Genomic DNA, 22,682 nt, shown 5'->3' on the forward strand with positions numbered 1-22,682 from the left:
TCACGGCTGCCCGAATATGTGACCCACCAAACAATCAGGCCGAGACCGAGCGTAAAGCCGCAGGCAGGCTGGGCAGGAAGTGCCGGGTCGCGAAGGCCCGTACGTCGTCGGCGGTCTGCAACGGCTGCACGCTGGGCAACAGCAGCACCATGGCCGCATACCGCAGGATGGTGTCGGCCAGGTCGTTGACGGCTTGAGCGCCGATCCGCTCGGCGAATCCGTCCGGGAAGATCACGAGCAGTGCGGCGGCCATCCTTTCGACGGCGGCGCCGTAGTGCCGGTGCAGCATCTCCTGGGCCAGAGCGGGATCGTCGACGATCATCTGGTTGAGCACCCGGTGCCGACGGAACCGCATGATCGACAGCGTGAACGCCTCGACGTAGTAGTTCGATTGCGGCTTGGCCGCTTTCAACTCCTTGGCGATATCGGCGAACAATGCCACGTTCTCACGTTCGATGACCGCGCCGACGAGTTCGTCCCGGTTGGCGAAGCGCCGGTAGATGGTGGTCCGGCTGACCCCGGCCCGCCGCGCGACATCGTCGAGGGCGACCTTGCGGAAGCCGTGCCGCTCCAACTCGACGAGTGCCGCGTCGAGGATGGTTTCGCCGGCGTCAGCCCCTGGCATAGCCGGCTTGGGCGAACTTGCTGTAGCGCACCGACATCGGCAGTTTGTCCCAGGCCCAGTTGACCGGGCGGGACCGGCAGAGTGCGGCGAACCGTTGGTAGTTGCGTTCCTGGCGCTCGGTCCAGGGCAGGCCCAGCAGGTCGCGCGCCCGCGGTGGCAGCCCGCCGGCGGTGATGAATGCGGCGACGGGATCGAAGACCTTCGCGATGAGCTTCCAGACCACCGGGTTCACGCCCTTGGGGCACGGGAATCCCTTGGTGACATAGCCGACGCCGTACCTGGCGGACTTGTGCGGGACGGCGACCTCTTCGAGCATCCGGTCCCAGTACTGCACGAACTCGGCGTAGGTGGCCGGCTGCGGACGGTCGCTGACCCCGTAGCGCCGGTACCAGGTCTTGGATTCCAGATAGATCTGCTCCTTCTCCGCCTCGCTGAGCCGCTTGACGAAGGTGTCGGCGAAGTAGATGACCTGCTCGACGAACGTGGCGTGCGCCCAGTAGTAGGTATCCGGATCCAGTGCGTGGTAACGCCCGGCCGGCGTACCGTCCGGGCCCGGCATGTCGCCCTTGATGTTGTGGTGGAAGTCGCGCACCTGGGTGCCTGCGTTGTTGTCCTCGGAGCCGTACACCGTCTTGAAGATCGGCGGGATGGTGCGCTTGAGGCGCTCGGCGGTGTCGGAGAAGAACGTCGAGTGGTCCAACACGCCCTGGCCGAGTTCGGCGAGCATGTTCTGCAGCACCGCGGGGCGCGGCCCGATCAGGTACATCCGGTTCTCACCGAAGTACTTCCACACCAAGGAGTCGGGCCCGAGCGGCAATGCGTCGTCGAGTGCCTCGGGTACGTTCTCCGCCAGTTCCGTCATGGGGAACAGTGTTACAGATTTTGAACTTTGTTCCAACAGGCTGTGGTGTGGGTCATACGCCCCGCGGACTGCCGCTACCCGGAGGCCTGGTCGACGACGGCGTCTCCGGTTTCGGTGACGCCGGACCGGGACGCGGCGAACTCGGCGGCCTGGTCGACCAGACCGTTCGCCGCGTACATGTTGTGGGCGTTGCCGTCGCCGCCGCCCGGGGCGCACACCGGATCGGTCGGGATGCACAGATCCAGCGTCTTATCGGTGTATCCGGCGCCGACGGTGATGGGGGGAGCACCGGTGTAGATCATCTGCAGGAAACCGCTCGACGGCTTGCCGAACAACGCGACCGCGGCGACGTGATCGGCCACCGACGGTTCCAGCGGACCGGTCAGGCCCGGCGGCAGGGCGAAGCCCTCCGGCACCGCATCAGCGGTGATGTAGGCGGCCACCGCCGCCCCCTGGGAGAACCCGCCGAGCACCACCTTGGTGTCCGGGCAGGCCGCCACCGTGGCACGGATCTTGTTACCGGCGTCCACCACACCGTCGGCGGCCGTCGCGAAGTCCAGCGACGCGGGGTAGTTCACCGGATACACGTCCACCGACTTGCCTGCGGTCTTGGCGCGCAGCGCATCCACGAATGCCTGGCCCGTTCCGCCCACCCCGGGCGCTTCGAAAGTGCCCCGCGCGAACACCACCTGGATGTCCGGGCAGGCCTGGGGCTCGGCCGCGGCCTGCCCCGCCACCGCCATCGATCCGGCCGCCACACACGCCGCGGATGCCGCGGCCCCCAACCAACGTTCGATTCTTGTCATCGTCTACCGCCCAGAGCTCGATTCCCGACTCCGCGGTGACGCCGCTGCCCCCGCGACCAGCAGGCCCGAGACTACCCCCGAACCGGCCGGTCGAATCCCCTCGAAACAGTGTTCTGCCCCACGGCCCGGCGGGCCCGGCGCACGCCAGCAAATCCCAGCACCGCCAGCACGCCGGCTGCGGTGAGCAAGGCCAGCGCCAGCACGACCAGCGGCGCGTAATAGACCGTCGTCGACAGCGTGGGCTGCCCGTCCATGATGGGTGGCACCTGCTCGGGTGAACCGGCGGCCAGCCAGCTCGCCACCGCACCGGCGAGTGCGGCCGCAGCGAGGACGAGTTGAACGAGTGCGGTGCGACTCACGATGCGGGCTCCCCGACCAGCGATTCCAGGGCCGCGCGCAGGGTGCGGTGCCTGCGCGCCCAGGCCTGTCCGGAACGGCCGTCGGTCAGCTTCATACCGATCCCGGTACGACCGCGGGGGATGCCGCTGAGCTCACCGAAGGCACGGTAGGACTGCCATTTCTCGGCCTCGTGACGCTTGGGCTCCGGATAGATCTTCACGATGTCGGCGATGGTGACGAACTCGGTGCCCTGCCGCAGCGTGGTGGGCGTCAGCTCCACCGAGGTGTGTATGCGGGCGGCCTTGATCTGGATCCAGAGGAAGCCACTGACCAGGATGGTGAAGGCCACGGGCACCCCGAACTGCACGCCGACGCCACCCGACAGCTGGATGAACATCATCGCCGCGCCGGCCGCCGGACCGGCCAGCAACCACCACCAGGTGCCACCCGGCTCGCGGAACAACACCTGCTCGGTGGTCTCGGGAGCCGGCGGGATGCTCTCGGTCATTGCACCTCCAGAAACCAGTCCGAGGCCGCCGGCCGCATGAACAGCGTCGCCCCGATGGCCACCGGCACCACCCCGAAAAGGGCCAGCGGCGCGACGGCGAACGGTGCCAGCAGCGCCAGCACGAACACCAGCGCCACCAGCACCACCGACAGCCACACCATCGCCCGGCGGAACCGCAGATCCCCGTTGCGGGCGCGGCCGGCCAGGAAGCTCAGCACCAGACCGGTGAGCAACAGCAGTGCGCTGATACCGCCCCGCATGATCACGATGCTGCGGACCTCGCTGTCGGACAGCTCGGTGGAGAAGGCGCTGCGCGGGGTGCTGATCGCGCTGCTCAGCCCGAGCAAACCACCGGCCAGCAGCAGCACCGATCCCGCCAGGACCAGCCAGAATGCGATGTTGACGAGGGCCGGGCGCGACGCGGGTGTGGGTTTGGTCATATCGGCGCCAGCCTATCGGGTGAGGTATTCGTGAGCGTCCTTGCGGTGCAACAGCACCACGCCACCGAGGATCAGCACCGAGCCGATGATGGTGCACGCCGCGAACCCGACCGCGGCGAACTCGGACCGCTCCCCGGTGAACAGGCTGGAGACCGAATAGACCACCGCCGTCAGCCCCGCGGCGGTCAGCAGGGTGCGCGGCCAGCGGTAGCCCAACCGCATCAGCACCGCGAAGGTCACGACGACGGCGATGGTCACCACGACGAACAGACCCGACACCGCGTAGACGTAGCCCCCGGCGTCCGGCATGCGTGCGGTGGCCAGGTCGATGAGGTAACCGATCACCATCAGCGGGAGCGCTGCCATCCAGAGCCAGAACCCGGTGTCGATGTCCTCTGGGCGGCTGGCCGGCGGTGTGGCGGGCGGTTCTTCGGTCACGCCAGCCATCCGGCGGCCTCGGCCGCCCAGTAGGTCAGCACGATATCGGCGCCGGCACGGCGGATGCTGACCAGCGACTCCAGCGCGGAGGCCCGCAGATCGATCCAGCCGTTGGCGGCGGCGGCGCTGATCATCGAGTACTCCCCCGAGATCTGATAAGCGGCCACCGGCACCGGCGAGATGTCGGCGGCGGCGGCGACCACATCGAGGTAACTCATCGCCGGTTTGACCATCACGATGTCGGCGCCTTCGTCGATGTCCAGCGCGATCTCGTGTACGGCCTCGCGGGCATTGCCCGGATCCTGCTGATAGGTCCGCCGGTCACCGGACAGGCTGGAGCCGACCGCTTCCCGGAAGGGGCCGTAGAACGCCGAGGCGAACTTCGCGGCATAGGCCAGGATCGCGACGTCCTCGTGCCCGGCCGCATCCAGACCGTCCCGGATGGCCGCCACCTGGCCGTCCATCATCCCGCTCGGGCCGACCACGTGCGCACCCGAATGAGCCTGGGCCACAGCCAGTTTCACGTACTGATCGTTGGTGGCGTCGTTGTCGACCCGGCCGTGCGCGTCCAGGACGCCGCAGTGCCCGTGGTCGGTGAACTCGTCGAGGCAGGTGTCGGCCATCAGCACGGTGGCATCACCGAGATCCTCGGCGAGATCGGCCAGGGCCCCGTTCAGGATGCCGTCCGGGTCCAGGCCCGCGCTCCCGACGGCGTCCTTGTCCTCGTCGCGCGGCACACCGAACAACATGAGTCCGCCCACACCGGCGGCCACCGCGTCGGCGGCGGCCCGGCGCAACGAATCCCGGGTGTGCTGAACGACTCCCGGCATGGAGGTGATCGGGCGTGGTTCCGACAGTCCGTCGGCGACGAACATCGGCAGCACCAGATGCCGTGGCTCCAGCGAGGTCTGCGCCACCAGCCGGCGCATCGCCGGCGTGGAACGAAGCCTGCGTGGACGGTGGCGGGGGTACCCCATTACCGCCGGCGGCTCTTCTTGCGCGGCGGAGGCAGCGCACCCTCGGCCCGGAGGCGGGCGGCGTGCTCGGCCAGCGCCTCGACCAGCGGACCGACCGCGGCCGTCTCCGGCTGCACGTCGACGCGCAGGCCGAATTCGACTGCGGTTTCGGCCGTCTTCGGGCCGATGCAGGCGACGATGGTGCGCGCGTGCGGCTTACCGGCGATACCGACCAGGTTGCGCACCGTCGAGCTGGAGGTGAAGCAGACCGCGTCGAACCCGCCGGTCTTGATCATCTCGCGGGTCTGCGCCGGCGGCGGAGCGGCGCGCACGGTGCGGTAGGCGGTGACATCCTCGATCTCCCAGCCACGTTCGCGCAGGCCCTCGGCCAGGGTCTCGGTGGCAATATCGGCGCGCGGCAACAGCACCCGGTTCACCGGATCGAAAATCTCGTCGTAGTCCGGGAATTCGTCGAGCAGGCCCAGCGAGGACTGCTCGCCGGCGGGCACCAGCTCCGGGTTGATGCCGAAGGCACGGACCCGGTCCGCGGTGGCCTGACCGACACAGGCGATCTTCACACCGGAGAACGCCCGGGCATCCAGACCGAACTCGTTGAACTTCTCCCACACCGCACGCACCGCGTTGGTGGAGGTGAAGACCACCCACTGGAACCGGCCGTCGACCAGACCCTTTACGGCCCTTTCCATCTGGGCCGGGCTGCGCGGCGGCTCGACGGCGATGGTGGGCACCTCGACCGGCAGCGCGCCGTGGGTGACCAGGCGATCACTCATCTCGCCGGCCTGATCCTTGGTGCGCGGGACCAGCACGGTCCAGCCGTACAGTGCGCGGCTCTCCCACCAGTTCAGCTTCGCGCGGTTGGCGACGGTCTTGCCGATCGTCACCACCAGCGGCCCACCCAGCGGGCCCGGGGCACCGCCGGTGGACTCGGCCGCGGTCAGAATCGCCTTGTCCCCCAAGCCGATCAGCGTGGTCTCCACCGAATGCTGCTGGCAGGTGGTGCCGTGCGCGGTGACGACGGCCGGGGTGTTCTCGGCCAGGCCGAACTCGACCAGGGTGCGCGCAGCGTCCGCCAGATGCGAGGCGGTGGCGTGCAGGATCAGCGGCCCGGGTGCGGCGGCCAGCGCGGCCCAGTCCACGTTGGGGTCACGGACGTCGGCCACGGTGTGCGAGGAACCCAGCGGCAGGCCGGCGTACGTCGGCACCGCGGTGGTGTCCGGCAGGCCGGGCACGATCTCGAAGTTCAGGTGGGTGCGGGCCAGGGTGTTGACCTCGGTGATGACCGCGTCGACCGACAGCGGGTCACCGGCCACCAGCCGGACCACGTCCACGCCGTGGCGGGCCTCGGCGGCCAGGGTCTTGGCGACCTCGGCCGGGTCCCCCAGCGCGGGACGCACATCGGGGCCACCGGGCAGCACGGCTGCGGTCTCGCCACCGTCGGCATCCGAGGCGGGAGCTTCCGGCGCCGGCCCGGAGGTGGGCGGCAACTCGGAGCCGACCAACGCCAGCACCGCTTCGGGTACGTCGGGGTCGGTGAAGACCGTCGCGGCGTTGGCGAGTACCGTCCGCGCACGAGTCGTCAACAGGCCTGGATCGCCCGGGCCTGAGCCTACGAACGTGATACGGCCGGGCCGGATCTTTCGGCCCCGGCTACCTGCGTGCCCAGTCATCTGTCACTCCCAGCATCTGCCAACACATCGCGTGCACCCAGTTCGAACAGTTCCGCGGCCACCGAGAGCCCTAGCTCCCGTGCCCGTTGCGGAGTACCGATACCGGACGCACGGATCACGTCGGATCCGTCCAGCGCCGCCACGCAGGCACGCAGCGACAGCTCTTCGAAGACGCGGCCGTCCTCATCGATGGACTCGACCACCTCAGCGATGGCACCCACCGGCGCGGAACAACCCGCCTCCAGTTCGGCGAGCAGGGCACGTTCAGCGGTGACCGCGGCGCGAGTGTCGGCGTGATCCAACTCCGCCAGCACCGCGACAAGCTCACTGTCACCGGCGCGACACTCCACTGCGAGAGCCCCCTGAGCCGGTGCCGGCAACATCTGCACCGGTTCGAGCGACTCGGTCACAGCGTCGAGCCGTCCGATGCGGGCGAGACCCGCCCGGGCGACGACGACACCGTCGAGATCACCGCTACTTACCCTGTTCAACCTGGTGTCTAGGTTGCCTCGTAGGGGGCGGATTTCCAAACCGAGACCCAGTGCTCTAAGCTGCGCGGCCCGTCGCGGGCTTGAGGTGCCGATCGTGGAGCCGGCGGGCAACTCTCCCAGCACCATGTTGTCCCGGGCCACCAGCGCGTCCCTGGCGTCCTCACGGGGCGGGATGGCGGCGATGTCGAACCGGGGGTCGGGGGCGGTCGGCAAATCCTTGTAGGAGTGCACGGCCATGTCGACGACGCCGTCGACGACGGCTTCGCGCAGGGCGGCGGTGAAGACACCGACGCCGATTTCGGCGATGGGCGCACTCGATTGGTCACCGGCGGTAGCCACGATGACCAACTCGGCGGGGTGGCCGTTGGCGATCAGGGCGTCACGGATGAAGCCGGCCTGAGTCGTCGCGAGCAGGCTGCCCCGGGTGCCGATACGGATCACTCGGGCTTGTCGTTATCTGTTGCGATCAAAGGCAATTCGCCACCGGAGACGGCGTCGACGGCCTGCGGGTCGAGTTCGAAGAGCTCACGCAGCGCCTCGGCGTAACTGTCTCCGCCGGGGGCGCCTGCCAGCTGCTTGACCCGCACCGTGGGGGCGTGCAGCAGCTTGTCGACGACGCGGCGCACGGTGCGCGCCACCTCGTCGCGGTGGGTGGAGTCCAGGCCGGGCAGCCGGTTGTCCAGGCGCAGCAATTCGGCCTCCACCACATCGGCGGCCCGCTGACGCAGGGCCGTGACGGTGGGGGTCACCTCGGCCATCCGCTGGCCGGCCAGGTAGTTGGCAACCTCGGCGGCCACGATGGCGCGGGCGGCCTCGGCATCCGAGGCGGCCGCACGGGCGGTCGGCTCGCGCTGGATGCGATCCATGTCGATGACGTGCACGCCGGGCAGGCCGGCCACCGCGAGGTCGATGTCGCGGGGCATGCCCAGGTCGCACATCACCAACGGGCGGTCCCCGTCGCGTGCCGCCAGACCGTGGTGCACATCGGCCAGCGACATCACCGGGCGGACCGCACCGGTGCTGCTGACCACCACGTCGGCGGTGGCCAGCACGGATGAGATGTCGTCGAGGGTGTACGGCGTGGCGGGCACGCCGAGTTCGGAGATGTTCTCCGCGAGGCGGGTGGCACGCGGCAACGAGCGGTTGACCACGTCGATGCGCTCCACCCCGGCGCGGACCAGGTGCTTGGCGGCCAGCGCCCCCATGGCACCGGCGCCGACGACCACCGCACTGCGGCCTGCCAGGTTCCCGAGCCGCTTCTCGGCCATCTCCAGCGATACCGACACCACCGAGGCGCCCGCGGAGTCGATCCCGGTCTCGGTGTGCACCCGCTTGCCGACCGACAGCGCGCGCTGGGCCAGTTCGTGCAGGGTGCGCCCGACGGTGTGGTTGGACTCGGCGGCGGCGTAGGCACGCCGGACCTGGCCGAGGACCTGCTGCTCGCCCATGACGACCGAATCGAGGCCGCTGGTGACGGCGAAGAGATGCTCGACGGCGGCTTCGGCGTAGCGTACGTAGGCGTATTTGGTGAGGTCGTTGAGGCCCATGCCGGAATGCTCGGAAAGCACCTGTCCGATCACCGAGAGGCCGCCGTGGAATGCCTCGACCACGGCGTACACCTCGACCCGGTTGCAGGTCGACAGCACCATGGCCTCGGTGACCAGCGAGGACTGCAGCACCTCGTCGATGATCTTGGCCTGATCGGACTCGTCGGTGCTCAGCTGCTCCAGTACGGACACCGGCGCACTGCGATGCGAAACCCCGAATAGCAGCACGCTCACGGCATCATCACCTTAGATTTCTTCCCGTCGCTTCGCTCGCCCCTGGACGGTCGTACCCTCATTTCGCCCGCCCGGTCAGGGTCCAAAGTAGCCGTTCACCAGCGCGCCACCAAATTAACTGACATCCGCACGCAACCGGGGTTCGTCGACCTCCCAGTAGCTGTGTTCGGCGCCGTCGAGCAGCACGACCGGCAACCGATCGCCGAATTCGGCACGTAGAGCGGGCTCGCCTGCGGCAGCCGCCGCGTCGACGTCGGTGGAGCTCAGCGAGAACCCCAGTTCCTCGGCCAGAACGGCCAGCGTCGCGGCCGCTCGTTCGCACATGCTGCAGCCGGCCCGTGTGAGCAACACCACCTGATGGTCCACACATCCAGTATCGACCCTGCGTGACTTAGGGTTGAACGGTGTCCGAGACGCCCCTGCCGCCGCCGCCGGACCTGACCGCGGCCGCGTTCTTCGACGTCGACAACACCTTGGTGCACGGTTCGTCGCTGGTGCACTTCGCCCGCGGGCTGGCCGCCCGCAAGTACTTCACCTACGGCGACATCCTCGGGATCGTCTATGCGCAGGCGAAATTCCAGTTCACCGGCAAGGAGAACAGCGACGACGTCGCCGAGGGGAAACAGAAGGCGCTGGCCTTCATCGAGGGCCGTTCCACCGCCGAACTGGTCGAACTCGGCGAGGAGATCTACGACGAGATCATCGCCGACAAGATCTGGCCGGGCACCCGGGCGCTGGCCCAGATGCACCTGGACGCCGGCCAGCAGGTGTGGCTGGTGACCGCCACCCCCTTCGAGCTCGCGGACACCATCGCGCGGCGGCTGGGCCTGACCGGGGCGCTGGGCACGATCGCCGAATCTGTCGACGGGGTTTTCACCGGCCGACTGGTCGGCGACATCCTGCACGGGGCGGGCAAGGCGCACGCGGTCCGGTCGCTGGCCATCCGCGAGGGCCTCAACCTGCGCCGCTGCACCGCCTACTCGGACAGCTTCAACGACGTGCCGATGCTGTCGCTGGTCGGCACGGCGGTGGCGATCAACCCCGATGCCGCGTTGCGCGATGTCGCGCGCGAGCGCGGCTGGGAGATCCGCGACTTCCGCACCGCGCGCAAGGCGGCCCGGATCGGGGTGCCGTCCGCGCTCGCGCTGGGCGCGGTGGGCGGTGCGCTGGCCGCGGTGGCCTCGCGCCGCGACGCGGGTCGTTGACCTTCGCGCTGATAGGCTGACCCGCCATGGGAATCGCTGAAGAGATCGTCGGAACCCACTTCCGGTACCCCGACTATTTCGAGGTCGGACGGGAGAAGGTCCGCGAGTTCGCGAACGCCGTCCAGGACCAGCACCCCGCGCATCACTCCGAAGAGGGCGCCGCCGAGCACGGGCACGACGCCATCCTCGCCTCGCTGACATTCATCGCGGTGGCCGGCCGGCGCGTCCAGCTGGAGATCTTCAACCAGTTCGATGTGCCGGTGAACATGGAGCGCGTGCTGCACCGCGACCAGAAGCTGATCTTCCACCGCCCCATCAAGGTCGGCGACAAGCTGTGGTTCGACTCGTACCTGGATTCGGTCATCGAATCGCACGGCGCCATCCTCACCGAGGTCCGCGGCGAGGTCACCGATGACGACGGCAACCCGGTGATGACCACGGTGGTGACGATTCTCGGCGAAGCCGAACACGAGGGCGAGGCCGATGAGGTCACCGCCCAGATCGCCGCGGCCCGCGACGCCGCGATCGCGAAGATGGTGGCCGGGCAGAACGCCTGAATTCTGCGCCGAGACCGACGTTTTCGCGGTATCGAGGACATCCTGAGCGCAAAAACGTCGGTTTCGATGTAGTCATGGATCCAATCGGACCGACGCTGCGTCTGATCTTCTATGCGGATTCCTTTCATCGGCGCCGATGCAGTCGCAGCCGGTGAGCTGACGCCGTTCGAACTCCGCCGCTGGTATCGCCCGATCTACCGCGGCGTGCACGTACCCGTGCAGCACCCGCTATCGCTGCGAGATCGATTGGCCGGTCTGATGCTGGCCGCACCCGGTGCGGTCGTCGCCGGTGTGGTCGCATCCGCGCTGCACGGCGCCGACTGGATTGCGCCCGATGTCCCCATCGAGGTCGTCACCGGCGGACGCCGCCAAGCGGGGCTCATCGTCCGCGACGAAAGCCTGCATCCCGACGAGATCACCACCGTTGCCGGGATACGCGTCACCACCGTGGCCCGCACCGCTTTCGACCTCGCCCGTCCTCTGCCGCGCGACCAGGCGGTGGCCCGTCTCGACGCCCTGCGGAGGGTCCGCAGGTTCTCACCCGACGAGGTCCTGCTCCTGGCCGAGCGGCATCGGGGAGCTCGCGGGTTACGCCGGGTGCGTACCGCCTTACCGCTGGTCGACGGCGGCGCCGAGTCTCCCCGAGAAACCTGGTTGCGACTGCTCTTCATCGACGCCGGGCTGCCCGCGCCGACGACTCAGTTCGTGGTCTACGACGAGGACGGTCACTACGTGCGGCGAATCGACATGTGCTGGGAGAAGTACAAGGTGGGTGCCGAGTACGACGGTCAGCAGCACCTCACCAGCCGAAGCGCCTACGCCAACGCCAACGACGTCAAAGTCGCACGGGTGCTGCACCGTCTGCAGTGGCACATCGTGCACGTCATCAAGGAGGATCGCCCGGCAGACGTGCTCGCCGAAACGTGCAGCGCACTGATATCGCACGGATGGCAACCGTGAAACCGACGCTTTTGCGCTATTCAGCCCCGCCGGACCGCGAAAACGTCGGTTTCGCGGGGAATCAGCCCAGGAACGTGTTCCGGCGGTTCGCCAGCAGTTGATACAGGGTGTGCTGGATGGTCTCGCGCACCTGGTCGGTCAGTTCGAACGTCACCATCGGATCGTCGGCGGCCGTGTCGTCGTAGCCCTCGGTGGGGATCGGCTCACCGAACTTGATGTGCCATTTGGAGGGCAGCGGCACCAGTCCGAGTGGACCGGCCAGCGGGAACAGCGGGGTCACCGGGAAGTACGGCAGGCCCAGCACCCGCGCCAGCAGCTTGATATCGCCGATCTTCGGATAGATCTCCTCGGATCCCACGATCGAGCACGGCACGATCGGCGCCTGCGCCCGCAGGGCAGCCGAGACGAATCCGCCGCGGCCGAACCGCTGCAGTTTGTAGCGGTCCTTGAACGGTTTGCCGAGGCCCTTGAAGCCCTCGGGGAACACCGCGGTGAGCTCACCGGCGGCAAGCAGGCGGTGCGCGTCCGAGGCGCAGGCCACGGTGTGCCCGGCCTTGCGGGCGGCCTGTCCCACCACGGGCAGGTCGAACACCAGATCGGCCGCGAGCATGCGCAGCACGCGGTTGCCCGGATGGTGATCGTGCACGGCGACCGCGGCCATCAGCCCGTCGAACGGCAGCACGCCGGCGTGGTTGGCCACCACCAGGGCGGCCCCGTCGAGCGGCAGGTTCTCGATACCGCTGACCTCGACCCGGAACCAGGAGTTGTACAGCCCGCGCAGCATGGGCAACACCACGGCGTCGTTGAGGTGCGCGTCGAAGCCGAACTCGTCGACGGTGTAGTCGCCGGTCATCCGCTTGGTGACGAACTCGGCGATCCCGGAGATGGCCCGGGACAGTTCGTTGGGGGTGTCCTCGGCAACCGTTTCGGCCCCGCCGTTGCGGTGCTGATCGATCTCGCGCACGACGGCGGACATCTGCTCGGCGGTGGCCCGGCCGTCGGGGTCGGCGAGCAGCGACGGGTGCCTGCGCGCACTGTCAGCCCGCTGCGAAGCCCGGCGCTGCGCCGAGGAGCGGCCCGAATTCGAGTGCAGCGGAATCACTTTCGCCCTGGGTTCACCCACCACGCGTCACCCTCTCCCCGGCCCTGTTTCGAGTCTGTCTAGCCACCGACGCGTTGCGCCAGCGTCACAGCACGACTCTCCACTGAGCGTACCCATTTCGGGTCGATGATCGGAGTCAGACCACGTCCCCGCACGTAATCGTCAAAAGCCTCCGCCGTCGTCCACTTAGGGTTATACCCTAGGTCGTTACGCATGCGCGCGGTGTCCATCACCCGCCCGTAGCTCAGATAATTCAGCTGCTCACGGTCGAGTTCGGTGTAACTCGTTGCGCGCCTCAGGGAATCGACGGCGGCCAGCGCGGAACGCGGCACCGGCAGCGCCACCCGCCCGGATCGGCGGATCGCCTGGCTCATCATGATGATGCCGGATGCCCCGACGTTGAAGGTGCCCGCGCGACCGGCGACCGTGGCACGCTCCAGCGCGCCGAGGGCGTCCTGTTCGTGCAGCAGTTGCAGCCGCGCATCGTGACCCAGCACCGACGGCACCACCGGGCCGGCCAGATACCGGGACAGCGCGGTGTCCATCGCGGGCCCGATCATGTTGGCCAGCCGCAGGATCGTCACGGCGATATCCGGACGCCTGCGGGCCAAGCCGCGGACGTATCCCTCGATATCGATGCTGTCGCGGGCGAAACCGTCCGCGGGTGGCCGGCGTGCGCCGCCGTCCTCGGTGAACATCACCGGGTCTCGGGAACTCGCCCCGTACACCTCGGAGGTGGACTTGAGGATGACCCGGCGCACCGACGGCGCCTTCTGACACGCCGCGAACAGCTGGATCGCGCCCATCACGTTGAGCTCTTTGAGGGTCGCGCGCCCGCCTGCCCGCGGCGCGTACGACGCCGCCGCGGCATGCACGACGGTGTCGACGTCACCGTTTCGGATGACCTTGGCGATGAAGGGATTGCGGATGTCGGCGCGCACGAATTCCGCGCGCCCCATCCTGCGTAAGAGATCCTTACTCGGCGCGATGGCATCGACCGCGATGACGTGGTCGATCGCCGGGTTCTGCACGAGCCGAGCGGTGAGATAGCCACCGAGGAACCGGCAGGCACCGGTCACCAGCACCACTTTGGGATCGGTCGCCTGCTCGTCCATCGGGCCAGCCTATCGGCTGAAGCTGAAAGCTACTTACCGAGTTTTCTGCGTTGAACCCGAGTGCGACGAAGCAGCTTCCGGTGCTTCTTCTTCGACATGCGCTTGCGCCGCTTCTTGATAACTGAACCCATGAACTCCGCTACCTACCAATGAGTGAACTGACCGCGTCACCTTACCTGGGTGGCCCGGTGAAGCGGAAAACGCGTGCTATCCGGCGTCGAAGTACGACGTCTCGAGCAGATCGTGGACCGCCTTGGCATGCACCCGGAATGACCGTCCGACACGCACCGCCGGCAGCTCGCCGTTGTGCACCAGCCGGTAGACGGTCATCTTGCTCACCCGCATCAGGCTTGCCACTTCCGCGACGGTGAGAAATTGAGCCTTCGGCTGGCCGTCGCCGGCGGAATCCCGCGCCGATGGCCCGTTCAATGACGTCATCGCAACCCAATCCATAAGGCACGGCCGTTCCAGCGGCTTCCCCACCGCTGGCACGTACGCGTGCATACACGAGGAGAATAGCGTGGCCACTGGGGTTATTGCGACGGGTGTGGGTTAATCCGTCCGAAATTGGTGAACTACTCGGATGTAATTCCGAGCTGCTCAGAGCGCCTTTTTGCGGCCGCGATGGCATCGGAGACGGCGCTGCGCAGGCCACCCCGCTCAAGTTCCCGCAGACCAGCCGCTGTGGTGCCGCCCGGGGACGTCACGATGGCCCGCAGCGCGGCCGCCGAGGTGTCCATGACACCGGCCTGCGCGCTGTCCCGACGATCCAGCAGCATGGCCGCGGATCCGGCCATGGTGTGCACCACCAGTTCGGTGGCCACCTCCCGGCTGAGCCCGGCGTCCACGCCGGCGTCGACCAGCGCCTCGACCATCAGGAAGAAGTAGGCGGGTCCAGAACCCGACACCGCGGTCACCGCGTCGAGCTGCGATTCGGGCACCGTCAGCACATCACCGACGGTGTCGAAGATGGCCGTGACCTCCTTGACCTGCTCGGGCGTCGCGAAACGGCCGGCGGCCACCGCGCTGACACCGCCACCGACCACCATCGGGGCGTTCGGCATCACCCGGATCACCGGAGTGCCCGCGGGCAGTTTGGCCTCGAAGAACGCCGTGTTCACACCCGCGGCGACGCTGACGAAGACCTGCTCCTCACTCTCGCCCTCCGCGCGGGCGACGGTCTCGGCGATCTGACCGGTCACCGACTCCACATCGGCCGGCTTGACGGCGATGATGATGTAGGTGGCACTGTCGGCGGCATCGGCCACCGAGGTCACCCGCACCGAATACGTTTCCGCCAGCTGTTTGGCGCGGTCGGGATGCTTCTCGGCGATCGCCAGGTCCTTGACCTGACGGCCCGCCCTCAACAGCCCCGAGAGCAGCGCTTCGCCGATACTTCCTCCGCCGATGATCGCAATTCTTGCCACGGGTGCAGTTTCCCACGGCCCGCGCCGGTGCGAGCGAAGCGACGGGGAAAGTTCGCGTCTAGGACGTCGGCACCAGCGCGAGCTGACGCGTCTGCACCACGATGCGGCCCGCCGAGTCCACCACGACGTGGTCCTCGTCGAACCATTCCTGACCGATCTGCGTCGTCGTGCACAGCACCCGCAGCCAGCCGTCGGCCGGGCGGGCCCGCAGGAGGGCCGTCAGCTGCACGGTGGGTGCCCAGCCGAACCGGTTGACCCCGAAGGTCACCGGGGCCGACACATCGCCACACAGCAGGGCGAAAAGCACATCAGGGGCTTCGCCGCGGGGGCGCACCCAGTACTCGATGACCGGCGGTCCGCCATCCGAGCGCGGTTGCATGGTCGTCAGCGACGGCCGGATGTCGCAGCCGTGGGCCAGGTGCACGATGTCGGCCATCCGGTGTCCGGGACCGATGGGCTCCAGACCGGGCGGCGGCTCGGGCGTCATCAACGGCACGACGGGGTTGGTCGACAACAGCGGCGGCGCATCGTGCTCGGGGACACCGAGGGTGATCGCGGCCCGGACCGCGACCCGATCGCCCTGCATGAGTTCCACATCGACCAGGCTGATCCGCCGGCCGACCTTGCGCACCGTGGTGACGACCCGCAGCGCCCCGGGATCCGGTGCCCACAGGAAGTTCCCGGACACCGCGATGGGTTCGAAGTCCGGGGTGCCCAGTTCGGTGCGGGCCGCATTCGCGCACAGCGCCAGCATTGCCCCGCCGTGCACCTTGGGCCCGATGGTCCAGTGCTCGTTCAGAACACCCTCGTACACACCGCCACCGGCCGACTCCAGCCGCATGGCATCGCTGAACAGCACGCTCATCGCAGCAGGTGCTCCCGCGCGAACTGCAGGGACTCGGTCAACAGGGCCTCCCGTTCGGCGGCGTTGCGGGCTCCGGAGGTGGTGACCTCCAGGATGACGTGGCCGGTGAAATCGCTGGTCGCCAACTGCCGGCAGACTTCGGCGGCGGGCTGGGTGCCCCGGCCGGGCACCAGGTGCTCGTCGGTGGACGCGCCGCTGCCGTCGCACAGGTGCAGATGCGCCAGGCCCTCCCCCATCCGTTGCGCCATCTCCAGCGCATCGGTGCCGGCGGTGGCGCTGTGCGACAGGTCCAGGGTGTAGTGCGCGTGCCCGCCGTCGAGCGGGTCGTAGGACGGGGCGAATGCCGAGATCCCCGGCCCGGGCCTGCCGCCGCGTTTACGCATTCGCTCGATCGAGGGCTGGCCGGTGCCCCAGAACCGGTCCGCCCGGAACGGGAACATGTTCTCCACCGCGACCAGCACGTCGCTGCCGGCCTCCAGTTCGGCGACCTGCTCGCTGAAGCCCTCGGCGTAGCGGCGCTGCCAGCGGAACGGCGGGTGCACCACCACGGTCTGGGCGCCCAGCTGCTCGGCGGCCCGCACGCTGCGTTCCAGTTTGGCGATCGGGTTGGCACCCCAGACCCGCTGCGAGATCAGCAGGCACGGTGCGTGCACCGAGAGCACCGGGATGCCGTACGTCTCCGACAGCCGGCACACCGCATCGATGTCCTGGCTGACCGGTTCGGCCCAGACCATCAGCTCGACACCGTCGTAGCCGAGGCGGGCGGCGTAGTCGAAGGCCGCCTCGGTCCGCAGTGGGTACACCGAGGCCGTCGACAGGCCGACCTTGATCGCGGGGCGCACTTAGGTGGACTGCAGCAGCGCCAGTGGCCCGAGCGTCACCATGGCGCCCACCGCCACTGCGATCAGGGTGCTCGCGATGTCCTCGGTCTTACGCACCACCCGCACACCGACCACGAGACCCAGGATCACCAGCACCGAGAGTGCCAGCGCCACAATGTTGTTCCACTTCCACAGCTGGTCGAAGGCGATGAACAAGCCGGCGCCCAGCGCGACCGCGAGCACGCTCTGCACCACGATCCACACGCCGCGCATGAACGGCGACGGAGCCTCGGGTTCGGTCAGGTCCAGGGCGGCCAGCGGCTCGTCGGCGTCGAGGGCCACCTTCTGGGTGTCCTCGAGATCGATGTCCTCGGGACCGGGTGTCCGGCCCCGCCGGGCCACATCGTCGGCGACGGAATCCCCGCCGAACAGCGCGTCGGAAGGCGATCTCAGATACGACGGACGCGTCTTGACACTGCCGCTGTCATCGTCGTCGTCCTGCGCGTCGTCGTCGTGCAGCGAGTCGAAGGTCATCTCCTCGGCACCACCGGCCGAGACATGCGGGGCGTGCTTCTTGAGGGTGTGCGCGTGGCGGCGCGGGGTGAATGCCAACGGGGCCGGGTCCACGTCGCGCTGCTGCAGATGCTCGGCGTAGTCGGTCTCGGCGGCGTCGGGCTCGATTTCGACGTCGGGCTCGGCTTCCGCGTCGGCCGCGGGCTCTGCCTCGGGCTCGGGTTCCGGTTCCGGTTCGGGCTCGGCGGGGAGGTCTTCGACGACGGGGGTGTCCTCGGCCGTCGGCGGCTCCTCGACGACCGGGGTGTCCTCGGCGGTCGGGGCGTCCTCGAGCGCGATGATCGGGATCTCACCGGTCAGCTCGGCGACGGTGACGGCGTCGGCATTGCCCCGCCGTCGCCGGCGTCGGCCGCCCGGCGCCGGGGATCCGATCGATCCGTTCTTGGCGAGCAGCTCCGCCACCGATATCGGACGGGTGGCTGTGTTTTCGCTCGGTTCTGTCATCGTGTGTTGCCCTTGGGAGTGGCTGGGGTGGTCTCGACCAGGGCGGTCCCGTCCGCTTCACTGTCGAGTTTCCGCAGAATCAGTCCCTCCCGCAATGCCCAGGGACAGATCTGTACCGTTTCGACACCCAACGCTCGCATGCTCGCCTCAGCTACCAATGCGCCCGCCACGATCTGTGGCGCCCGTTCGGCACTCACCCCTTCCAGCTCTGCTCTGTCGGCCGTAGTCATCCTAGAGATGAACGCGATCAGCTGCCGCAGACCGGCCGCGGTCAGCGTCCGCTTCACCCGCGGCCCGGCACCCGAGGGCGCCGCGCCGGTGAGCCGGGCCAGCGAACGGAACGTCTTGGACGTGGCGACCGCCAGATCCGGTGTGCCCGCGGCCTGCATCACCGCACCGGCCTCGGACAACTCGGTGGACAGCCAGTCCCGCAGCATCGCCACCCGGCGGCGACCCGGCGGATCCTCGGACAACCACTCCCTGGTCATCCGGCCGGCACCGAGCGGCAGCGACATCGCGACCTCCGGCTCCTCGTCGACGCCGCTGGAAAGCTCCAGCGAACCGCCACCGATATCGATGTTGATGATGCGTCCCGCACTCCAGCCGTACCAGCGGCGCACCGCCAGGAAGGTGAGCCGGGATTCGTCGACCCCGCTGAGCACCCGCAGCGCGACGCCGGTTTCGGATTTCACCCGGGCCAGTACCGCCTCGGAGTTCTTGGCATCGCGCACCGCGGAGGTCGCGAAGGCCATCATCTCCGCGCACCCCGAACTGCTGGCGATCTTCGCGAATTCGTCGACCGTCTCGACCAGGGCGTCGGAGCCCTTGCGGGTCAGCTTTCCGCTCGAGTCGATGGCCTCGGCGAGGCGCAGCGCGGCCTTGGTGGAACTCATCGGGGTCGGGTGGCCGCCCCGGCGCGCATCGACAACCAACAAATGCACCGTATTGCTGCCCACATCCAGCACGCCCAATCGCACGCGACCCACGTTAGTGGGTTTACCGTTGACAACTGTGGGGACATCACATGTCGGCGGTATCGGTGGCGAGGTCGAATTGGACTTCCCCAGGGAATGGGTGGAGTTCTATGACCCCGAGGATCCCAAGCATCTGATCAAGGCCGATATGACCTGGCTGTTGTCCAGATGGACCTGCGTGTTCGGCACCCCCGCCTGCCAGGGCACCGTCGAGGGCCGCCCCGATGACGGGTGCTGCTCGCACGGTGCGTTCCTCTCCGACGACGATGATCGGGCCCTGCTCGACGACGCGGTGAAGACGCTGACCGACGAGGACTGGCAGTTCCGGTCCAAAGGTCTGGGGCGCAAGGGCTATCTGGAACAGGACGAGTACGACGGCAAGCCCAATCTGCGCACCCGCAAGTACAAGGGCGCCTGCATCTTCCAGAACCGGCCCGGTTTCCCCGGTGGCATCGGCTGCGCGTTGCACTCCAAGGCGCTCAAGCTCGGGGTCGAGCCGCTGACCATGAAACCCGAGGTCTGCTGGCAGCTGCCGGTGCGCCGCACCCAGGACTGGGTGACCCGCCCGGACGGTTCCGATGTGCTGCAGACCGTCATCACCGAGTACGACCGGCGCGGCTGGGGCGAAGGCGGCCTGGACCTGCACTGGTACTGCACCGGCGACCCCGCCGCGCACGTGGGTGAACGACCGGTCTGGGAGTCCTACCGGCCCGAGCTGATCGCCCTGCTCGGGGACAAGGCCTACGCCGAGCTCGCCGCCATGTGTAAGCGCCGCGGCCAACTCGGTCTGATCGCCGTGCACCCGGCCACCCGCGCCGCCCAGTAGGGCACACCACCCGGAGCCCACAGCCCCCGAGCTTCGCTGTCGGCGATTTTAGCTACCAGCGTTAGCTTTGCTATTTCCGGTTGAGTTAATACTTTTCGGTGGTCAGCGTCACACGCCCAGCTGTTGTGCACATAACTCTGCGCCGCTAAAGTCCGTAGCTATCGCAGGGCGTTCACCAGGGGTTCTGCACACCGAGACAGGTGCACGTCATGACATCGATCGACCTGAGCAAGCCCTCGAGCGCCGGATTAACGCAGCTCAAAGCCGTTGACGACGCTCTCGCCGGGGGCACCGGCCGACGCAATACCGCATCACAGCGTTCCGCGGCGTCCCCCCGTCAGCGCCGCCGCAGGAAAACGACCCAGATGATCATTTTTAGCGATGTAATCATGATTTGCTGTGTCGTCATTTTCAGTCACGTGGTGATGTTCGGCGGCACCGGCACCCAGCTCTACCTCGGCGCCACCGGCGCGGGGAACATCAGCTACGCCTGGGTATCGGTGGCCCTGGCGCTGGTCTGGTTGGGGTTCCTGGCACTGGGCAGCTGGACGCCCCGGGTGGCCGGACGCGGTGCCGACGAGTACGTGGTGCTCGGTTTGGTGACGCTGCAAGTCTTCGGCCTGATCGCCGCGGTGGCACTGCTGCTCTCGATCGACATCTCGGCCCGTTACCTCGGTATCGCACTGCCGCTCGGACTGGTCGGGCTGATGGTGAACCGGTGGCTGTGGCGCCGGGTTTCGGCGCGCCGGCGCCGTCAGGGCCTGGACCAGGCGCCGCTGCTGATCGTCGGTTCCGAGCCTGCGGCCCGCGATATCGCCACCGAGTTCGCGAAGGATCCGTGGGCGGGATACCGCGTCGCGGGCGTCTGCACCCCGGCCGGGCCCACCACGGCCAAGGCATCCATGACCATCAACGGCGACATCGTGCCGATCGTGGGCATGGATCAGGCCATCCTGGACGCCGTCGCACGCACCGGCGCGGAGACCGTCGCACTGGCGGCCACCGATCACCTGCGTCCCGTGGAAATCCGGCGGCTGATGTGGGAACTGGACGAGGTCGGCGTCGACCTGATGATCGCTCCCGGCCTCATCGATGTCGCCAACCAGCGCCTGGTCAGCAACCCGGTCGCCGGGATGGCCATGCTGGAGGTCACCAAACCCCAGTACAGCCGCGCCAACTCACTGCTCAAGCGCACCTTCGACATCGCGTTCGCGACCACCGCGCTGCTGCTGGCCTCCCCGGTGCTCATTGCCGCCGCGATCGCCGTACGACGTTCCGGGCCCGGCCCGATCTTCTACCGGTCCGAGCGCATCGGCATCGACGGCACCGAGTTCCAGATGACGAAGTTCCGCAGCATGGTCACCGGTGCCGACGCCATGATGGCCGACCTGATCGCCAGGAACGGCGGCGACGCCCTGTTCTTCAAGCTCAAGGATGACCCGCGCATCACCACCGTCGGAAAGTTCTTGCGCAAGTACAGCATCGACGAGCTGCCCCAGTTCTTCGACGTGCTGCGCGGTGACATGTCGGTGGTGGGCCCGCGCCCGCAGGTCCGTCGCGAGGTGGATTCCTACGACGACCTGATGGGACGCCGGCTGACCGTGAAGCCCGGCCTCACCGGCCTGTGGCAGGTCAGCGGCCGGTCGGACCTGGAGGCCGCAGACGCGTTCCGGCTGGATCTGTCCTACGTCGAGAACTGGTCCCTCATGGGGGATGTGGTGATCATCGCCAAGACGGTCAGCACCGTGCTCAGGGGCAGCGGAGCGTACTGAGGATCTCCGTGCTCCAGGCGTCCGGTTCGAACCCGTGGGTTCGGATCAGCGCCAACGCAATTCGCTCCATACCGAATCCGACGCAGGCGCTGTGCGCCACCGCCCCATCGGTGGTGCGCAGGCCGAAGGTCGCGCCGAAGTGGTCGCGGTGGCAGTTCGCCGACACCACTGCGGTGCCCTCGTCGAGGTCGCCGTACAGCCGCACCGTCAGTTCGGTCTTGAGTTCGTCGTCGCGCTGATTGGCCGCCAGCATCTTGCCTGCGCGACCGAAGAACGGATCGTTCGCCGCGACCGGGCTGGCCTCCAGACCCAGTGAAGTCAGCACGTCGAGACCATGGCCCACCCACGAATCCCGGTGCTGCTGAGCTTGTTCGGGGCTGCCGACCGCGACGTACTCATGCATCCGGAAGGCCTGCATGCGCGCCGGGTCGATGGAAGGTTCGTGCCGGAAGCAGTAGCCGTACACGTCGAGCAGCACACCGTCGGCTTCGATGACCTCCGGCAGCGTCGCATAGCTCGGATGGCAGGCGGCCGACACCAGCATCGTCCCGGCGGGATGCAGGTGCCCGTCCCACGGCCGGCCCGCCTCCCGATCGGCGAGCAGTGCCCGATGGTCCCGGTTGTCCCCGGAGAAGGTCGACACCGCGCCGGTCAGATTGGGGAACGACGCGATGTAGTCGGTCTTCTCGAACGCCTCCCGCGGATACAGCGGCGGAAACCGCCGCACCGCGGGGCGATCACCGTGGACGGCGCGCCCCTTGGCCCGCACCACCCGGTCGATGCCGTCGATGACCTCTTCGAACACCCCGCTGCGGCCGTACAGGCCGTCGATGCCCAGCGGAATGAGCAGGCCCGCTGCGACGAGATCGTCCCTGAACTGGAGGCGCGCGGCCTCAAGCGTGGTCATCGCCTCATCTTGCCATCGCGCGGCGCACCCTACCCACGGATGGCGGCTCACGGCAGACGCAAGTGGATGCAGATTTGCTAAAAATGCACCCTTGCGTCAAATATTTGCCGTCCCTCCGGATTGTGACGCATCACTCACCTCGACAACCGCGACCGGCAACACTATTCGCGAGCCGTAGATAACTGCATGTCAATGCCCTA

At 68.1% G+C, this 22,682-nt stretch carries 27 protein-coding genes; 5 read left to right on the forward strand and 22 right to left on the reverse strand.

The genetic code is table 11. The features are described 5' to 3' along the window. Positions 1-34 precede the first annotated feature (34 nt). The 12 genes from ASE48_RS26130 to ASE48_RS26185 form a co-directional block, all read right to left on the reverse strand. Positions 35-625: a TetR/AcrR family transcriptional regulator gene (locus ASE48_RS26130; protein WP_057170099.1), complete on the reverse strand. Its 591-nt coding sequence runs from the start codon at positions 623-625 to the stop codon at positions 35-37. Further along, positions 612-1,487, reverse strand: a complete 876-nt coding sequence (locus tag ASE48_RS26135) for an oxygenase MpaB family protein (protein WP_057170100.1) — start codon at positions 1,485-1,487, stop codon at positions 612-614. The genes ASE48_RS26130 and ASE48_RS26135 overlap by 14 nt, the downstream gene beginning before the upstream one ends. A 74-nt stretch (positions 1,488-1,561) precedes the next feature. Then, the gene (locus ASE48_RS26140; RefSeq protein ID WP_057170101.1) at positions 1,562-2,293 is read right to left on the reverse strand and encodes a cutinase family protein; all 732 of its coding nucleotides are present in this window, start codon (positions 2,291-2,293) and stop codon (positions 1,562-1,564) included. A gap of 71 nt (positions 2,294-2,364) precedes the next feature. Then, positions 2,365-2,652, reverse strand: coding sequence for a hypothetical protein (locus tag ASE48_RS26145; RefSeq protein WP_442928767.1), 288 nt, complete (start codon positions 2,650-2,652; stop codon positions 2,365-2,367). Next, complete coding sequence (locus tag ASE48_RS26150) at positions 2,649-3,140, reverse strand: hypothetical protein (protein ID WP_057170103.1); 492 nt, start codon at positions 3,138-3,140, stop codon at positions 2,649-2,651. Before ASE48_RS26150 ends, ASE48_RS26145 begins: the two co-directional genes overlap by 4 nt. Then, entirely contained in the window at positions 3,137-3,580 is a 444-nt protein-coding gene (locus ASE48_RS26155) for a hypothetical protein (protein ID WP_057170104.1), read from the reverse strand. The genes ASE48_RS26150 and ASE48_RS26155 overlap by 4 nt, the downstream gene beginning before the upstream one ends. Positions 3,581-3,592: 12 nt before the next feature. Then, positions 3,593-4,027 (reverse strand): hypothetical protein, encoded by a 435-nt coding sequence (locus ASE48_RS26160; RefSeq protein ID WP_057170105.1) that lies wholly within the window; start codon positions 4,025-4,027, stop codon positions 3,593-3,595. Further along, complete coding sequence (hemB, locus tag ASE48_RS26165; RefSeq protein ID WP_082614438.1) at positions 4,015-4,995, reverse strand: porphobilinogen synthase; 981 nt, start codon at positions 4,993-4,995, stop codon at positions 4,015-4,017. The genes ASE48_RS26160 and hemB overlap by 13 nt, the downstream gene beginning before the upstream one ends. Then, positions 4,995-6,662 carry a uroporphyrinogen-III synthase gene (locus ASE48_RS26170; RefSeq protein ID WP_057170107.1) on the reverse strand — a complete coding sequence of 556 codons (1,668 nt, stop codon included), beginning with the start codon at positions 6,660-6,662 and terminating at the stop codon, positions 4,995-4,997. The genes hemB and ASE48_RS26170 overlap by 1 nt, the downstream gene beginning before the upstream one ends. Continuing rightward, positions 6,659-7,594, reverse strand: a complete 936-nt coding sequence (hemC, locus tag ASE48_RS26175; protein WP_057170108.1) for a hydroxymethylbilane synthase — start codon at positions 7,592-7,594, stop codon at positions 6,659-6,661. Before hemC ends, ASE48_RS26170 begins: the two co-directional genes overlap by 4 nt. After that, positions 7,591-8,934, reverse strand: a complete 1,344-nt coding sequence (locus ASE48_RS26180) for a glutamyl-tRNA reductase (RefSeq protein ID WP_057170109.1) — start codon at positions 8,932-8,934, stop codon at positions 7,591-7,593. The genes hemC and ASE48_RS26180 overlap by 4 nt, the downstream gene beginning before the upstream one ends. 114 nt (positions 8,935-9,048) lie before the next feature. Continuing rightward, positions 9,049-9,288 (reverse strand): glutaredoxin family protein, encoded by a 240-nt coding sequence (locus ASE48_RS26185; RefSeq protein WP_442928779.1) that lies wholly within the window; start codon positions 9,286-9,288, stop codon positions 9,049-9,051. 50 nt (positions 9,289-9,338) lie between these two features. Between ASE48_RS26185 and ASE48_RS26190 the strand changes: the two genes are divergently transcribed. From ASE48_RS26190 to ASE48_RS26200, 3 genes are all read left to right on the forward strand, one after another. After that, complete coding sequence (locus ASE48_RS26190) at positions 9,339-10,139, forward strand: HAD family hydrolase (protein WP_057170110.1); 801 nt, start codon at positions 9,339-9,341, stop codon at positions 10,137-10,139. Between the two features lie 26 nt (positions 10,140-10,165). Continuing rightward, complete coding sequence (locus ASE48_RS26195; RefSeq protein ID WP_057170111.1) at positions 10,166-10,696, forward strand: FAS1-like dehydratase domain-containing protein; 531 nt, start codon at positions 10,166-10,168, stop codon at positions 10,694-10,696. Positions 10,697-10,807: 111 nt separating this feature from the next. Beyond that, positions 10,808-11,656: a hypothetical protein gene (locus ASE48_RS26200; protein WP_057170112.1), complete on the forward strand. Its 849-nt coding sequence runs from the start codon at positions 10,808-10,810 to the stop codon at positions 11,654-11,656. A gap of 61 nt (positions 11,657-11,717) precedes the next feature. On the opposite strand, the gene ASE48_RS26205 is transcribed toward ASE48_RS26200, so the two are convergent. From ASE48_RS26205 to ASE48_RS26240, 9 genes are all read right to left on the reverse strand, one after another. Next, a complete protein-coding gene (locus tag ASE48_RS26205) occupies positions 11,718-12,782 on the reverse strand; it encodes a lysophospholipid acyltransferase family protein (RefSeq protein WP_057170113.1) in 1,065 nt (354 codons plus the stop codon). A 35-nt stretch (positions 12,783-12,817) separates the two neighbouring features. Further along, the gene (locus tag ASE48_RS26210) at positions 12,818-13,873 is read right to left on the reverse strand and encodes an SDR family oxidoreductase (protein ID WP_057170114.1); all 1,056 of its coding nucleotides are present in this window, start codon (positions 13,871-13,873) and stop codon (positions 12,818-12,820) included. 29 nt (positions 13,874-13,902) lie between these two features. Then, entirely contained in the window at positions 13,903-14,004 is a 102-nt protein-coding gene (locus tag ASE48_RS32345) for a 30S ribosomal protein bS22 (RefSeq protein ID WP_003402602.1), read from the reverse strand. Between the two features lie 76 nt (positions 14,005-14,080). Then, the gene (locus ASE48_RS26215) at positions 14,081-14,311 is read right to left on the reverse strand and encodes a cell division/environmental response transcriptional regulator (RefSeq protein ID WP_057170115.1); all 231 of its coding nucleotides are present in this window, start codon (positions 14,309-14,311) and stop codon (positions 14,081-14,083) included. A 137-nt stretch (positions 14,312-14,448) separates the two neighbouring features. After that, positions 14,449-15,300, reverse strand: coding sequence for a pyrroline-5-carboxylate reductase (gene proC, locus ASE48_RS26220; protein ID WP_057170116.1), 852 nt, complete (start codon positions 15,298-15,300; stop codon positions 14,449-14,451). 58 nt (positions 15,301-15,358) lie between these two features. Then, a complete protein-coding gene (locus tag ASE48_RS26225; protein ID WP_057170117.1) occupies positions 15,359-16,165 on the reverse strand; it encodes a thioesterase family protein in 807 nt (268 codons plus the stop codon). Then, a complete protein-coding gene (locus tag ASE48_RS26230; RefSeq protein ID WP_057170118.1) occupies positions 16,162-17,007 on the reverse strand; it encodes a sugar phosphate isomerase/epimerase family protein in 846 nt (281 codons plus the stop codon). The genes ASE48_RS26225 and ASE48_RS26230 overlap by 4 nt, the downstream gene beginning before the upstream one ends. Beyond that, entirely contained in the window at positions 17,008-18,003 is a 996-nt protein-coding gene (locus ASE48_RS26235; RefSeq protein ID WP_057170119.1) for a hypothetical protein, read from the reverse strand. It lies immediately after the preceding gene. Then, positions 18,000-18,980, reverse strand: a complete 981-nt coding sequence (locus ASE48_RS26240; protein ID WP_057170120.1) for a Ppx/GppA phosphatase family protein — start codon at positions 18,978-18,980, stop codon at positions 18,000-18,002. The genes ASE48_RS26235 and ASE48_RS26240 overlap by 4 nt, the downstream gene beginning before the upstream one ends. A gap of 34 nt (positions 18,981-19,014) precedes the next feature. On the opposite strand from ASE48_RS26240, the gene ASE48_RS26245 reads away from it, so the two are divergent. Then, the gene (locus ASE48_RS26245; RefSeq protein WP_235571546.1) at positions 19,015-19,803 is read left to right on the forward strand and encodes a hypothetical protein; all 789 of its coding nucleotides are present in this window, start codon (positions 19,015-19,017) and stop codon (positions 19,801-19,803) included. Positions 19,804-20,228: 425 nt separating this feature from the next. Continuing rightward, positions 20,229-21,575 carry a sugar transferase gene (locus tag ASE48_RS26250; protein WP_235571661.1) on the forward strand — a complete coding sequence of 449 codons (1,347 nt, stop codon included), beginning with the start codon at positions 20,229-20,231 and terminating at the stop codon, positions 21,573-21,575. Here ASE48_RS26250 and ASE48_RS26255 read toward each other — a convergent pair. Then, positions 21,553-22,482 carry an amino acid--[acyl-carrier-protein] ligase gene (locus tag ASE48_RS26255; RefSeq protein ID WP_057170121.1) on the reverse strand — a complete coding sequence of 310 codons (930 nt, stop codon included), beginning with the start codon at positions 22,480-22,482 and terminating at the stop codon, positions 21,553-21,555. The genes ASE48_RS26250 and ASE48_RS26255 overlap by 23 nt on opposite strands. Between the last annotated feature and the right edge of the window lie 200 nt (positions 22,483-22,682).

It is taken from the genome of Mycobacterium sp. Root265 (assembly GCF_001428895.1).
Classification (GTDB): Bacteria; Actinomycetota; Actinomycetes; order Mycobacteriales; family Mycobacteriaceae; genus Mycobacterium.